General features: G+C 76.1%; 11 protein-coding genes and 1 pseudogene. 4 read left to right on the plus strand and 8 right to left on the minus strand.

Annotated features, from left to right (window positions below; translation table 11 throughout):
• Nucleotides 1-288, plus strand: a pseudogene (locus NT8_RS30035) (TerC family protein); the annotation flags it as partial.
• A 303-nt stretch (nt 289-591) separates the two neighbouring features.
• Nucleotides 592-1,782, plus strand: a complete 1,191-nt coding sequence (locus NT8_RS22350) for a cytochrome P450 (protein WP_067973219.1) — start codon at nt 592-594, stop codon at nt 1,780-1,782.
• 56 nt (nt 1,783-1,838) lie between these two features.
• Here NT8_RS22350 and NT8_RS22355 read toward each other — a convergent pair whose 3' ends face one another.
• The 8 genes from NT8_RS22355 to NT8_RS22390 form a co-directional block, all read right to left on the minus strand.
• A complete protein-coding gene (locus NT8_RS22355) occupies nt 1,839-3,200 on the minus strand; it encodes an ADP-ribosylglycohydrolase family protein (RefSeq protein ID WP_067973188.1) in 1,362 nt (453 codons plus the stop codon).
• A 638-nt stretch (nt 3,201-3,838) separates the two neighbouring features.
• Entirely contained in the window at nt 3,839-4,984 is a 1,146-nt protein-coding gene (locus NT8_RS22360; protein WP_067973192.1) for an ADP-ribosylglycohydrolase family protein, read from the minus strand.
• Nucleotides 4,985-6,004 carry an ADP-ribosylglycohydrolase family protein gene (locus tag NT8_RS22365; protein WP_067973195.1) on the minus strand — a complete coding sequence of 340 codons (1,020 nt, stop codon included), beginning with the start codon at nt 6,002-6,004 and terminating at the stop codon, nt 4,985-4,987. It abuts the gene before it with no gap.
• Nucleotides 6,001-7,014, minus strand: coding sequence for an ADP-ribosylglycohydrolase family protein (locus tag NT8_RS22370; protein ID WP_067973201.1), 1,014 nt, complete (start codon nt 7,012-7,014; stop codon nt 6,001-6,003). Before NT8_RS22370 ends, NT8_RS22365 begins: the two co-directional genes overlap by 4 nt.
• A 2-nt stretch (nt 7,015-7,016) precedes the next feature.
• Entirely contained in the window at nt 7,017-8,294 is a 1,278-nt protein-coding gene (locus NT8_RS22375) for an ABC transporter substrate-binding protein (RefSeq protein ID WP_067973204.1), read from the minus strand.
• Nucleotides 8,295-8,356: 62 nt separating this feature from the next.
• Complete coding sequence (locus tag NT8_RS22380; RefSeq protein WP_067973205.1) at nt 8,357-9,241, minus strand: carbohydrate ABC transporter permease; 885 nt, start codon at nt 9,239-9,241, stop codon at nt 8,357-8,359.
• Nucleotides 9,238-10,077, minus strand: a complete 840-nt coding sequence (locus tag NT8_RS22385) for a carbohydrate ABC transporter permease (protein WP_084469183.1) — start codon at nt 10,075-10,077, stop codon at nt 9,238-9,240. Before NT8_RS22385 ends, NT8_RS22380 begins: the two co-directional genes overlap by 4 nt.
• Nucleotides 10,078-10,153: 76 nt before the next feature.
• Nucleotides 10,154-11,203, minus strand: a complete 1,050-nt coding sequence (locus NT8_RS22390; RefSeq protein ID WP_067973211.1) for a LacI family DNA-binding transcriptional regulator — start codon at nt 11,201-11,203, stop codon at nt 10,154-10,156.
• 395 nt (nt 11,204-11,598) lie between these two features.
• Here NT8_RS22390 and NT8_RS22395 point away from each other — a divergent pair, with 395 nt between their 5' ends.
• Nucleotides 11,599-12,750, plus strand: a complete 1,152-nt coding sequence (locus tag NT8_RS22395; protein WP_067973213.1) for a Gfo/Idh/MocA family protein — start codon at nt 11,599-11,601, stop codon at nt 12,748-12,750.
• Nucleotides 12,747-13,616, plus strand: a complete 870-nt coding sequence (locus NT8_RS22400; protein WP_067973216.1) for a DUF6807 domain-containing protein — start codon at nt 12,747-12,749, stop codon at nt 13,614-13,616. The genes NT8_RS22395 and NT8_RS22400 overlap by 4 nt, the downstream gene beginning before the upstream one ends.
• The last annotated feature ends 55 nt before the right edge of the window (nt 13,617-13,671 follow it).

Below are 13,671 nucleotides of genomic sequence, written 5' to 3' on the forward strand. Positions count from 1 at the left end.
GGCCTGGTCGACAAGCTGGTCTACCTCAGCACGGGCCTGGCGATCATCCTCGGGTTCATCGGCGTGAAGCTCATCCTGCACGCGATCCACGAGACCACCAGCCTGCACGTCCCGGAGATCCCGACCGTGCTCTCCCTCGTGGTCATCGTGCTGACCCTCGTCGTGACCGCGGTCGCCAGCCTCTACAAGACCCGGCACAGCGCGGCCCCCACCCCGGCCGCCGGCCCGCCGGACGAGCCCGGCTCCTCCGGCCCGGACAGCCCGGGCGGCACCGTGCACCGCGTCTGACCCGGCGGGGCCCGCACGCCCCCGCCGCACACCGCCCGCAGGGGCCGGAGGACCGCCGTCCCCCGGCCCCTGCGGCGTCCCGGAGAAGTCCCGTTCGCCGGGCGCGGGCCGACCCGCCGGACGCACGACAGGGGGATGACCACCCACGGGCAGCGGACGCGCCCCCTCCCGGCAAGGGGCCGGGCCGCACCCCCCGGGCGGCCCCACGGGGCGCGGCCCCGCTCCCCCACCGGGACGGGTTTCCCGATCTCCGGTGCGCGGGGAGGATGGCGGTGTGGCCGGCCGTCCCCCGGAGGTGTGCGCGTGACCCCCCGCATCGATCTACTGGACCCCGACACCTACGAGCGCGGGGGCGTCCCCTTCGAGCAACTCGCCTGGCTGCGCGAGAACGCGCCCGTGTACCGGCACCCCGACCCGGACACCGGCCACCTGTGGGCGGTCACCCGGCACGCCGACATCGTGTCGGTGTCGCGGGACCCCGACACCTTCTCCTCCGAGCGGCGCACCCCGCTGCTGGAGGAGCCGAGCGAGGAGCTGCTCGCCCGCAACCGCATGATGATGCTCGCCCAGGACCCGCCCCGCCACACCCGCACCCGCTCACTGGTCAACCGGGGGTTCACCCCGCGCAGCGTCGCCCGCCTGGAGGAGCGCGTCCGGGCGTACTGCGAGCGGATGGTCGACGCGGCGCGCGAGAAGGGCGAGGTCGACTTCGTCCGCGACCTGGCGGCCCCGCTGCCGCTCTACGTCATCTGCGAACTGCTCGGGGCGCCCGAGTCCGACCACGAGGCCATCTTCACCTGGTCCAACCAGGCGATCGGCGCCGAGGACCCCGAGTACGGGGGCGAGGACGGCACCATGGCCCTGGTGCGGTACGCCCTCGGGCTGGCCGAGCGGCACCGCACCGCTCCGCTCGGCGGGATCATGGGCGACCTGCTGGACGCGGACGGCCCGGACGGCGGCCTGGACCCGACCGGGTTCGCCATGTTCGTGGTGCTGCTGGCGGTGGCGGGCAACGAGACCACCCGCAACGCGGCGTCGGGCGGCATGCTGGCGTTCGCCGAGCACCCGGACCAGTGGCGGCGGCTGCGCGCCGACCGCTCCCTGCTCGACACCCTCCCGGACGAGATCGTCCGCTGGGTGACCCCGGTCAACGCGTTCCGGCGCACCGCCACCCGCGCCACCGAACTGGGCGGGCAGGCGATCGCCGAGGGCGACAAGGTCGTCGTGTTCTACGCGTCGGGCAACCGCGACCCGGCGGCGTTCACCGACCCGGACGCCTTCGACGTCGCCCGCCCGGGCGGCGCCCACCTGGGGTTCGGCGGCGGCGGGCCGCACTTCTGCCTCGGCGCCCACCTCGCCCGCCTGGAGCTGCGCGTCCTCTTCTCCACCCTCCTCGACCGCGCCCCCGACATCACCGTCACCGGCACCCCCCGCCGCCTCCGCTCCGCCTTCGTCAACGCCATCAAACACCTCCCCGTCACCCTCACCCCCTGACCACCCGCCCGCCATCACCCCGGGGCGTGGCCGAGCGGGTTAGGGAGGGCGAGTGCTCACCGCCCGGACTCGGGGACCAGGGCGAGGGTGCGGGTGGTCAGGGCGTCGAAGGTGATGTCGTCGAAGCCGGTGAGGGTGCTGGCGATGCGGTTGCGCAGCGGGGTGGTCCAGTAGGTGGGGATCGCGGGGGCGCCGATGAGGGCGCCGACCGTGCCGCCGACCGTGGCGCCGTCGGAGTCGGTGTCCCAGCCCGCCGTGACCACGGCGGTGATGGAGGACGTGAAGTCGCCCGCGCCGTGGACCAGGGCCGCCGCGACGGCCGCCGCGTTGTTGACGCTGTGCACCCAGTGCAGGTCGCCGTGGCGCTCGTAGAGGGCGTCCAGAACGCGTTCGAAGTCGGGTTCGGTGCGGGCCGTCTCGGCGGCGTGGCGCACGGCGGCGGCCAGGCGGGAGTTCGGCGGTACCACGCGCAGCGCGGCCGCCAGCGCCTCCTCCGGCCCGGCGGCGGTGAGCGACGCGGCGGCGAGGGCGGCCGCGAACATGGCGCCGTAGACGCCGTTCGCGGTGTGGCTCAGCACGGCGTCGCGGTGGGCCAGGCGGGCGGCGCGGCCGGGGTCGCCCGGGTTGGTCCACCCGTAGACGTCGGTCCGGATCTGCGCGCCGATCCACTCCCGGAACGGGTTGCGGTGGGTGGCGGTGTCCGGCGGCACGAGGCCGAGCAGCAGGTTGCGCAGCGCGACGCGCTCGGCGGTGAAGATGCGCCCGGCGGGCAGTTCGTCCAGCCACGCCTGGGCGACGTCGCCGGTGGTGAAGTCCGGCCCGTGCCGCTCCAGCATGGCGAGGGCGAGCATCGGGAAGTTGAGGTCGTCGTCCTCGGGTGTGCCGTCGATGTTCTCGGCGAGGCTGGTGGGCGCGCTGCGCCGGTTCCACGGCCAGCGGCGGGCGACGTCGTCGGGCAGGCCGCGCGCGGTGAACCAGCCGCGCACCGGCCAGGTGCCGGTGGCCTCCGCGATGGCGCGGATTCCCGCCCGGGGGATCTTCTCGACGGGCTTGCCCAGGACGCATCCGGCGGCGCGGCCGGTCCAGGCGCCGAGGACGCGGTCGTGCAGGTCGGGTCCCGGTGCGGCGATCGGGGTGTGCGGCCAGTCCGGGCAGGCGGCGACGATGGCGTCGATGTCGGTCGGCTCGTCGGCGGCGAGCGGGGACGGCTGCGCGGCGAGTTCGTCCAGCAGCTCCTCGGCGAGGCGGCGCAGCGCGGGCGGTGCGGGCTCCGGCGAGGCGCCCGCCAGGGGCGGGGCGTCGTGTCCACCGGCCGCGTGCCAGCGCTCCTCGACCGCGCTCGGGTCGCGCCCGTCCTGCCGGGCCTGCCGCAGCTCGTGGCCGATCAGGTCCTCCGGGTGGATCCACGTGAGTCGCACCGCTGTTCCGCCTTCCTGTCCTCGTCCGCCGCGCCCGCTCCCGGCGGCACGGCCCCTGTGCCGGCCGGCTCCCCCGCCGACACGGTCCTACTCCGGCCTCCCGGGCGGTTTCCCCCCGGCGGCCGATCTGCCCCCGTCCTGCCCCCGCCAACACGGTCGCTTCTCGGTCCGGCTCCGGCCGCGCCGACGACCTGCTCGGCGCTGCCCGCTCCGCTTGCGCGGTCGTCCTCCGACCCCGCACCGCCCCCTTGGTGGGGCCGCTGCGGGTGGCGGCTCCGGGGATGCTCGTCGTCGGCGTGCCCCGTCGGTAGCGCCCGCCCTGGATGGCGCGGAGCGCCGCGCTGGTCCGCTCCCCCTCGGTGAGGGGCACGTTCGGGGGCCGTGGCGGTTCGTCCTTGATGGGTCTCCCCAGCGGCCTCCCCGCTGCGGTTATGGATGGCCGGACGCCCGGCACCGCCCCAGGGGACGGCAGGGGCGGGGACGGGCGTCCGGAGTCTCGCGGGGTAGGCCGGGCCGGTCGGCCCCGGCCCGAGGCAGCTCGCCGGCCCGAGACCGCCGACCGGCCGGAACCGACCGGAGGCCGTCGGACGGGCCGACCGGCCGGAGGCCGCCGACCGACCGACCGGCCGCACCGGGCGCTACGCCGGTGTGTCGAGCGCGGCGAAGACCCGCTCGTGGTCGCGGCGGGCGGCGAGGTCGGCGGCGTGGATCTCGCGCGCGACCTCCGCCAGCTCCAGGGCGGGCGCCTCCAGGTCGATACGGCTGGCCGTGGCGACGTCGGTGCTCCAGTCCTCGGGCACGGCCGCACGGCCGCCCAGGGCCCCCGCGATCGCGCCGCCCATGCTGGCGATCGAGTCGGCGTCGCGCCCGTAGTTGACCCCGCCGAGGACGGTGTCGCGGTAGCCGCCGTCGGCGATCAGCAGGAACGCCAGCGCCATCGGCAGCTCCTCGATGGCGTGCACCCGGCTGGGCCGGCGCGCGCCGAGCCCCTGGTCGCGGTAGGTGTCGGCGACGGTGTCGTAGGGCGCCATGGCGGCGCGCAGCCACGGGGCGGCCTCGCGCCAGTCGGTGATGCCGCGCGCCCGGTCGCACACCGCCTCGATCGCGGCGCGGGTGCCGTCCTTGGCGACCCGCAGGGCCTGCGCGACGACGGTGTCCGGGGTGGCGCCGGGCCGCATGGCCTCGGCGACGGCGGCCGCGAACACCCCGGCCGCCTCCCGCCCGTAGCTGGACTGGTGGGCGCCCGCCAGGTCGATCGCCTCGGCGTAGGCGCCCGCCGGGTCGCCGGCGTTGACGATGCCCACCGGCGCCATGTACATGGCTGCGCCGCAGTTGACGATGTTGCCGACGCCGGCCTCGCGCGGATCGACGTGCCCGTAGTGCAGCCGGGCCACGATCCACTTCTCGGCGAGGAACACCCGCTGGAGCAGCAGCGCGTCGGCCTCCAGCTCGGGCACCCAGCGCTTCTCGGCCATCATCTCGGGCACCAGGTACTCGGCGGCCGCGTAGGCGTCGAGGTGCTGGCCGGCCCGGCGGTACACGCGCACCAGGGCGTGCGTCATGAGGGTGTCGTCGGTGACGTGGCCGTCGCCCTTGTGGTATGGGGCGATGGGGCGGGCGTTGCGCCAGTCGGCGTTGAACGGGGGGACGATGCCCTCCACGTGCCCGTCGTAGCGCGCCCGGATCTGCTCGGGGGTCCACCCCTCGGTGGCACCGCCGAGGGCGTCGCCGACCGCCGCGCCGACCAGACTCCCCACGGTCTTGTCCTGCAAGGGGGTCAGCATCTAGGAAACTCCTTCGTCGTGGTGGCCGGTGGCCGCCGCCAGCTCGTCGGCGACCGCCAGGAGGTCGAGCCCGGCGAGTTCGGGCAGGCAGCACCCGGCCAGGCGGCGGGCGCGCTCGCGCCACGCCTCGGGCTGGGCGGCGTAGCCGGTGAGGGCGCCGGTCAGCGCCCCGGTGAGGGCGGGCAGCGAGTCGGCCAGCGGCGCCAGGCAGGCCGCAGCGGGCACCGCCGCGCCGAGCCGCCCCGCCGAGGCGCGGGTCAGCGCCAGCGCCGCCGGAACGGTGTCGGCGGCCGCGGTCCCGTAGCTGTAGACGTGGTCGGCGCACACCTCCTCCAGGGCGGGGACCAGCGCGAACGGGTCGTCGCCGGGCAGCGCCTGGGCCGCGCGGGCGGCCGCGCCGATCGCGGTGTCGGCGGGCAGTTCGGCGACGGCGGCCGCCACGGCCGCCTCCGCGTCGGCGCCGCCCACGGCCGCTGCGGTGGCGGCGGCCACGGCGCGCGCCGCCGCGACCCCGTCGAGGGCGTTGGTGACCTGGGCGTCGGCCTCGGCCGCGCGGGCGGCGGCCTCGGGGGCGCCCCGGTGGGCGGCGCCGAAGGCGACCGCGCGCACCGCTGCGGCGTCGTCGAAGTGGTGCGGGTTGTCGTGCCCGCTGACGGGCGGCCCGGTGCCCTTGCGCAGGTGGTCGAGCGCGGTGCGCACCGAGATGCGGGCCCGCACGTCGTCGCGCCCGGCGAGGTCGGTGAACGCCGCCGCCCGGTCGCGGCCGATCGTGCGCGCGGTCCAGGCGAGCCATTCGGCGTCGTCGGACGGCCCGAGTGCCAGCGGGGCGACGGGCTGGTTGAGCGCAAAGGGCACCGGCAGCGAGGTGACGCGGTGCTCCTCGGCGAACAGGTCGAGTTCGCGGGCGAGCCGCCGGGTCCACGGCGCGAGCAGCCCGAACCGGTGCCGGCCGGACGGCCACCCCGCGGCGTCGCCGATGGCGAGCCCGGTGAAGGCGCCGCGCAGGCGGTCGTGGGTCATGTGCGTGCTCCCGGTTCGGCGACGGGCGGGACGAGGAGGTCGGCGGTGTCGCGGACGTGGCGCCCCGCGACGGCGGGCAGGCAGGTACCGCGTACCGGCCCGATGGCGTCCCGCCACCGCTGGGGCACCCCGCCCTCGCCGGCGCCCGCCCCCGCGAGCGCGCCGGCGATGGCGGCGGTGGTGTCGGCGTCGCGGCCCAGGTTGGCGGCCGTGACGACGGCGTCCTCCACGCGCCCGCCGCTGACGGCGTAGGCGGCGAAGGCCAGCCCCACCGCCTCGGGCGCCAGGTCGGTCCACGGGTAGTGGGCGACGACGACCGCCTCGTGCAGGTCGCGGGTGAACGCCTCGCCCGGGCCGCCGTGGGCGGCGGCGACGGCGAGGGCGGCGCGCAGGCTGCGGCCGGTCCAGGAGTCGGCGGGCACCGCGCCGAGGGCGGCGTCGGCGACCGCGCCGGTGTCCGCCCCGGTCATGGCGGCGGCGACGCCGGCGGCGACGGCCCGCCCGCCGAGGACGCCCTCCCCCGACTGGCTGACCGACCCGTCGACGGCGACCAGCCGCGCGGCCTCGGCCGGGTCGCCCGCCGCGAACACCCCGTAGGGTGCGGCGCGCATGGCGAGCCCGTCGGACCAGCCGTGGTGGTGGGCCCGCCCGGTCAGGGGCGGGGCCAGGCCGCGGCGCAGCGCCTGGGCGGTGCCGAGTTCGGAGAACCCGGCCCCGCGCATGGGCCCGTCGATGGTCAGCACGTGCGCCCGGTAGGCGGCGACGACGTGGTCGGCGGTCAGGCCGTGGCCGTGCTCGGCGAGGAGCAGGGCGGCGAAGACGGAGTACTCGGTGTCGTCGGTGCCCGCCGCGACCCCGTCGGGGCCGGTCTCCAGCTCGGTGAGCCGGCCCCAGCGCCGGGCGATCTCGGCGGGGTCGAGGTTCTCGGCCGGCCGGCCCAGGGCGTCCCCGGCCGCCAGGCCGAGGAGGGCGCCCCGGGCGCGGTCGCGCCGCGTGTGCGGGTCGGTCATGGTCAGTTGTACCGGCTCAGCACGTCGTCGCCCTCGGTCTCCAGGCGCTCGCTCAGCTCCTCCAGGCTGATGCGGTCGTTGAAGTACTCCTCCAGGGCGGGCTGGGCGACGCGGGTCTTCCACTCGTCGAAGCCCTGCACGCGCAGGTAGGGGGCGAACACGAGGTCCTCGGCGGAGGCGGTGGCGACGTGCCAGTCGTTCTCCTCGGTGTTCAGCTCGGGGGCGGCGGCCGCCTCCTGGCTGGTGGGCACGAGCCAGTCGCCCAGGGCGAGGTCGACCTGGTTCTCGGCGTTGAGGAAGAACGAGATGAACTCGGCGGCCTGCTCCGGGTTCGCGCTGTCGGCGGCGACCGACAGGGTCTGGGAGGTGGCGCCCTGCTCGGCGGTGTCGCCGACCAGCGGCGGGATGGTCACCCAGTCGAAGTCGTCGGGGGCCTGCTCGGCGACCTGCTGGCGGGCGTACACGCCGGTCTGCACCATGGCGTACTCCTCGGCGAAGAACGCGGGCAGCGGGTCGGAGCCGGACATGCCGACGGTGGCCGGGTCGGCGGTCTCGTCGGTGTACAGCTGGTCGTGGATGCGCCGCAGCACCTCCAGCTCGGCGTCGCCCATCTTGGCGGAGGCGCGGCCCTCGCCGTCGACCTCGAAGAAGGTGCCGCCGTAGTTGAGGGAGAGGTTCAGCACCCGGTTGACAGGGCTGCCGAGGGGCCAGGCGACGGCGTAGGTGTCGTCGTCGGTCAGCTTCTCGCTCGCCTCGGCGAACTCGTCCCACGTCCACGGGTCGTCGGGCGTGGGGATGCGGACCTCGGCCTCCTCCAGCAGCTTCCGGTTGGCGATGAAGACCTGCGACTCCTGGAGGAAGGGGACGCCGACGATCTGGTCGTCGAAGGTGGCGGTCTCCCACGCCTCGGGGCGGATGTCGGACTTCAGGTCCTCGGGCAGGTACTCGGTCAGGTCGGCGAGGTAGCCGCGGCCCGCGAAGTCGGCCAGCGCCGGGGAGTCGTTGTGGATGATGTCGGGCGGGTCGCCGGCCTCGAAGCCGGTCATCAGCTGGTCGTTGACGTTGTCCCAGCTGCCCTGGACGTACTCCACCTGGACGTCGGGGTGGGCCTCGTTCCACTCGGCCACCAGCCGCTCGTTGGCCTCGACCGAGTCGGTCTGCCACGCCAGGCTGAGGAACCGCAGGGTGACGGGGCCGTCGTCGGCGCCCGATCCGCAGGCGGTCAGGGCGAGCGCCCCGGTCAGTGCGATCGCCGGCAGCGTGAGGGTACTGCGACGCATGGAAAACACCTCCTGTACCGGGCCCGCCGCGGCGGCGGGTCCGTAAGAGCGGGTACGGCGGGTCATCCCTTGACCGCGCCGGCGACCATGCCGCCCTTGAGGCGGCGCTGGATGAAGGAGAAGAAGACGAGGCTCGGGATGGTCGCCATGACCGATGCGGCGGCCAGGGGGCCGAGCCGGACCACGCCCTCGGGGCCCGTGAACCGCACGAGCGCCAGCGGGAGGGTCTGGATCTGCGGGTCCTTGAGCAGGATCAGCGCGAACAGGAACTCGTTCCACGACGAGATGAACCCGAACATCAGCGCCGCCACGACCCCGGGCGCCAGCAGCGGGGCGACCACGCTGACGACGGTCCGCCACCGGCCGGCGCCGTCGACCGCCGCGGCCTCCTCCAGGACCACCGGCACACCGCGCACGTAGCCCTGGAGCATCCACAGCACGAACGGCAGGCAGAACGTAACGTGCACGACGATCAGGCCGGGCAGCGAGTTCACCAGCCCCATGACCCGCAGGATCATGAACAGCGGGATGATGACGAGGATGAACGGGAACACCTGGCTGACCAGCACCCAGCCCAGGGCGACCCGGTTGATCCGGCTGCGGAACCGGGCCAGCGCGTAGGACGCGGGCAGCGCGACCGCCACCACCAGCACCGCCGACGCCAGGGCCACCACGAGGCTGCGCTGGGCGGCGCCGACCAGGTCCTGCTCGCCGAACGCGGCGGCGAAGTTCTCCAGGGTCGGCTCCAGCGGAATCCACGTCGGGTCGAGCAGCGCCATCTCCTGCGACGTCTTCAGCGCCGTCGACACCAGCCAGACCAGCGGGAACCCGAGGAACACCAGGTAGCCGGCCAGCGCCAGGTACTGCAGGGCGCGCCCGGCGCCCCGGCGCAGGCGCGGGCCGCGCGGCCGGGTGCGGGCGCCGCCGCGCCCTCGGGGCTCGCTCATTCCGTCTCCTTGAGTTGGCGGCGCAGGTAGACCGCGAGCACCGCGAGCACGACGAGGACGATCGCCACGCCCATGGCGGCGGCGTAGCCGAAGAAGCCGTAGCGGAACGCCTCTTCGTAGGCGTAGAGCATGGGCAGCCGGGTGCGGCCCCCGGGCCCGCCCTGGGTGAGCACCCACACCAGCGCGAACTCGTTCATGTTCCACACGAAGTTCAGCGAGGTGATGGTGACGATGACGGGCCGCAGCTGCGGCAGGGTGACGCTGCGGAAGCGCCGCCAGGCGCCCGCGCCGTCGACGTGGGCGGCCTCGTGCAGTTCGCGCGGCACGCCCTGGAGCCCGGCGAGCAGCACGATCGTGGTCTGCGGCATCCCGGTCCACACGCCGACGACGATGATGGCGGGCAGCGCCACCGAGAAGTCGTTGAGCCAGTCGATGTTGTCCGCGATCAGCCCGGCGTCGCGCAGCGTCGCGTTGAGGATGCCGGCGTTGGGGTGGTACACCAGCTTCCACATCAGGCCGATGATGACCGGGGGCATCGCCCACGGCACCATGGCCAGGGTCCGCGCCAGCCAGCGCAGCCGCAGGTCCTGGTTGAGCAGCAGGGCGAGCCCCATGCCCGCGGCGAACTGGAGCACGGTCACGCCGACCGCCCACACCAGGCCGATCTGGAACGACGCCCAGAAGTCGCCGTCGCCGAGGAGTTCCACGAAGTTCTCGACCCCGACGAACTCCGCGTCGACGTTGCGCCCGGAGCGCGCGTCGGTGAAGGCGAGGTAGACCCCGTAGATCAGTGGGGCGACGCTGAACAGCAGGACCGGGACCAGTGCCGGGACCATCAGGCCCAGGGCCGCCCGGTCGGGCCGGTCCGCACGCCGCCGCCGCCCCGGACCGCGCCCGGCGGGCGGGGTGGGGTCAGTGCGCGGCGGAGCCGTCGTCGACGACACGTGCACCTCCCGTTGATGCGCGCACGATCAGGCGCGGGTGGACAGTGATGACCCGGGCGTCGGCGGCGTCCGCGCCGCCGTCGAGCCGGTCGAGCAGGAGGCGGGCCGCGCGGCGGCCGCGCTCGGCCGACCCCAGGGAGACGCTGGTCAGCGGGGGCCACGACACCGCGGCGAGGTCGGTGTCGTCCATGCCGACCACGGCGACGTCGCCGGGGACGGCCAGGCCGCGGGCGCGCAGCGCGTCGAGGGCGCCCAGGGCGATGAGGTCGTTGGCGCACAGCAGCGCGTCGGGCATCGGCTCCGCCGCGTCGGCCATGCGCTGGACGGCGGCGGCACCGGTCTCGCGGTCGAACTGGCCCTCGTGGACGAGGGCGGGGTCGGCGGGCCGGCCGGCGCGGGCGGTGTGGTCGCGGAACGCCTCGGCGCGGGCGCGGCCGGGGACGGTGTCGGCGGGGCCGTTGACGAAGCCGATGCGCCGCCGGCCGAGCGCCGTCAGGTGCTCCAGGGCGAGTTCGACGCCGCGTCGGGAGTCGGTGCGGACGTTGTCGGCCAGGCCCTCCTCGGGGAGGGAGCCGATGACGACGACGGGGGCGTCGGCGCGGCGGAGTTCGGCGACGTGGTCGGCGGTGACCCGGATGGGCACGATGATCAGGCCGTCGGCGTAGCGCTGGCCGAGGCCGCGCAGCACCTCGACCTCCTCGGCGGTGTCGGCGCCGGTGGAGTGCAGCACCAGCCGGTAGCCGGCCTCCTTGAGCACCGGCTGGATCTCGCGGAGCATGGCCAGGTAGACGGGGTTGCCGATGTCGGCGACGGCGAACGCGATCTGCTGGGTGCGCGCCGACCGCAGCGTCCGGGCGGCCGAGTTGGGCACGTAGCCGAGCCGGCCGGCGGCGTCGAGGACGCGGCGCTCGGTCTCGGCGCGGACGGGCAGGCCGTTGAGGACGCGGGAGACGGAGGCGATGGACACGCCCGCGGCTTCGGCGATGGTGGTGATCGTGGGGCTGCTGCGCTGTGCCATGCGACCACCTTTCGGACTGCGGGGATGCGGGGGGCGGGGAACGGGTGCTGCGGGATGCGGGCGCGCCGGGGGGGCGCTGAACAGGGGCGACACGTTCCGTAATCGTTTACAGAGGGCCACCGTGTGAACTTCTGTAAACGTTTACGGGAGATGGCACCCCATGCAACACGCCGGGAAGCCACTCGTCAACGCCCGTTACGAACTCGTTGCCGAACCCGCGCCCCGGGACACCGCCCGGAAACGGGCCCGTTGACAGGCCGCGCGGGCCCCGCCTACATTTGGCAAGCGCTTTCCAAGGCCGCTTGCGCCGGCGCCCCCACCGTCCGCCCGCCCACCCCGGCCCCCGCGCACGGCGCCCGCCCCGCGGCGGCCCGGAGCACGAAGGGAAGTCGAGGATGCGCGAGGAACCGCTGCCGGTCGTGGTGGCCGGGGTCCACGGGTTCGGCCGCACGCACCTGGCGACCGTCGACCGCCTGGCGGCCGGCGGCGCGGTCCGCCTGGCCGGGGTCTGCGACTCCACCCCGCTGGCGGGCCCCGACCTCGCCGCGCTCGGCGGCGTCGACCAGGACGCCGACCTCGGGGCGCTGATCCGCCGCACCGGAGCGGCGGTGGCCGTCGTCGCCACCCCCATCCACACCCACCTGCCGCTGGCCCGCGCCGCGCTCGCCGCCGGCGCGCACGTGCTGCTGGAGAAGCCGCCCACCGCCACGATGGCCGAGTTCGCCGGGCTGCGCGCCGCCGTCGACGCCTCCGGCCGGGCCTGCCAGATCGGGTTCCAGAGCCTGGGGTCGGCGGCCGTGGACGCGGTGCGCGCGCTGATGGCCGACGGCGCGGTGGGCGAGGTCACCGGGATCGGCGGGGCGTGTACCTGGGTGCGCACCTCGGCCTACTACGCCCGCGCGGACTGGGCCGGCCGGCGCCGCCTGGCAGGGCGCGACGTGGTCGACGGGGCGCTGACCAACCCGTTCGCGCACGCCGTGGCCACCGCGCTCGCGATCGCCGGGGCCGACCGGGTGCCCGCGCCCGACGTCGAACTGGAGCTGTTCCGCGCGCACGCCATCGAGAGCGACGACACCTCCTGCCTGCGGCTGCGCGCCCCCGACGGCACCCCGGTGGGGATCGCCGCCACGCTGTGCGCGCCCGAGGCCCGCGACCCCCGGCTGCTCGTGCACGGCACCCGGGGCCGCGTCACGCTGTACTACACGCGCGACGAGGTGGTGCTGGAGCGCCCCGGGCGCCCGCCCGAACGGCGCGTCCACCCCCGGGTGAACCTGCTCGCCGACCTCGTCGGGCACGTCCGCGAGGGCACCCCGCTGCGGGTGCCGCCCGAGGCGGTGACCGGGTTCATGTCGGTGGTGGAGGCGGTGCGCCGCGCCCCCGATCCGCTGCCGATCCCCGCCGCCGCGCAGCGGGTGACCACCGAGGACGACGGCGTGCACCGCGTGGTGGACGGCGTCGCCGAGGCGGTGGAGCGCGCCGCCGCGGAGGTGGCGCTGTTCTCCGAGGTCGGCGCGGTCTGGGCGGCTCCGGCGGAGGCGGCCCGATGACGGCGCCGCAGCGGGCCGCGCTGGAGTGCCGGGGCGCGGTGGTGGCCGAGTACACCGACGGGTCCGACGTGGAGCCGGTGCTGTCGCCGCGCCCGCACCTGCACCCGGTGCGCACGCTCACGGGCACCGTGGTCACCGAGGTGCGGCCGGAGGACCACCCGCACCACCTGGGCGTGGGCGTGGCGGTGCCCGATGTGGCGGGGGTCAGCTTCTGGGGCGGGCGGACGTTCGTCCGCGACCGAGGCTCGGTGCTGCTGCCCAACCACGGACGCCAGGTGCACCGGTCGTGGCCGCGCGCCGAGCCGGGCGCGCGCACCGAGGAGCTGTCCTGGGTGGGGCCCGACGGCGCCGAACTGCTCGCCGAGGTGCGCGACACCGCCGCGCTCGACCTGGGCGGCGGGGCGTGGGCGCTGGACCTGCGCACCCGGCTGCGCAACACCAGCGGGCGGCGGCTGCGGGTGCACAGCCCGGCCACCAAGGGCCGCCCCGGCGCCGGCTACGGCGGGTTCTTCTGGCGGGCGCCGATCGCGGCCCGGCCGCCGCGCTGCCTGGGGCCGGGCGGCGCCGAGGGCGAGCAGGCGCTGCACGGGTCGCGCGCGCCGTGGCTCGCGCTGTGCGGGGAGTCCACGGCGGGCGCCCCGTGGACACTGGTGTTCGCCGCCGCCGGCCCGGCCGCCGACCCGTGGTTCGTGCGGGCGGCCGAGTACCCCGGGGTGGGCGCGGCGCTGGCGTGGCGCCACCCGCTGGAGGTCGGGCCGAACGCCGTGGTCGACCGGCGCGTGGTCACGGTGGTGGCCGACGGCCACCCCGCGCCCGCAGAACTGGCGGCCCTGGCCGCGGCCGCCCGCGACCGGGCGACCGGGTGAGGGCGGGCAGCCCGGGGCCGGCACCGCGCGCGGGGTGCCCCGCGCCGGTCCGCCG

This window comes from Nocardiopsis trehalosi NBRC 14201 (assembly GCF_001552555.1).
Classification (GTDB): Bacteria; Actinomycetota; Actinomycetes; order Streptosporangiales; family Streptosporangiaceae; genus Nocardiopsis_B; species Nocardiopsis_B trehalosi.

Bases quoted from the DNA above. Each gene is read 5' to 3' on its own strand.
- NT8_RS22395 (WP_067973213.1), top strand. From the start codon at position 11,599: ATGCGCGAGGAACCGCTGCCGGTCGTGGTGGCCGGGGTCCACGGGTTC.
- NT8_RS22365 (WP_067973195.1), bottom strand. From the start codon at position 6,004: ATGACCCACGACCGCCTGCGCGGCGCCTTCACCGGGCTCGCCATCGGC.
- NT8_RS22385 (WP_084469183.1), bottom strand. From the start codon at position 10,077: ATGGTCCCGGCACTGGTCCCGGTCCTGCTGTTCAGCGTCGCCCCACTG.
- NT8_RS22380 (WP_067973205.1), bottom strand. From the start codon at position 9,241: ATGAGCGAGCCCCGAGGGCGCGGCGGCGCCCGCACCCGGCCGCGCGGC.
- NT8_RS22400 (WP_067973216.1), top strand. From the start codon at position 12,747: ATGACGGCGCCGCAGCGGGCCGCGCTGGAGTGCCGGGGCGCGGTGGTG.
- NT8_RS22360 (WP_067973192.1), bottom strand. From the start codon at position 4,984: ATGCTGACCCCCTTGCAGGACAAGACCGTGGGGAGTCTGGTCGGCGCG.
- NT8_RS22375 (WP_067973204.1), bottom strand. From the start codon at position 8,294: ATGCGTCGCAGTACCCTCACGCTGCCGGCGATCGCACTGACCGGGGCG.
- NT8_RS22370 (WP_067973201.1), bottom strand. From the start codon at position 7,014: ATGACCGACCCGCACACGCGGCGCGACCGCGCCCGGGGCGCCCTCCTC.
- NT8_RS22390 (WP_067973211.1), bottom strand. From the start codon at position 11,203: ATGGCACAGCGCAGCAGCCCCACGATCACCACCATCGCCGAAGCCGCG.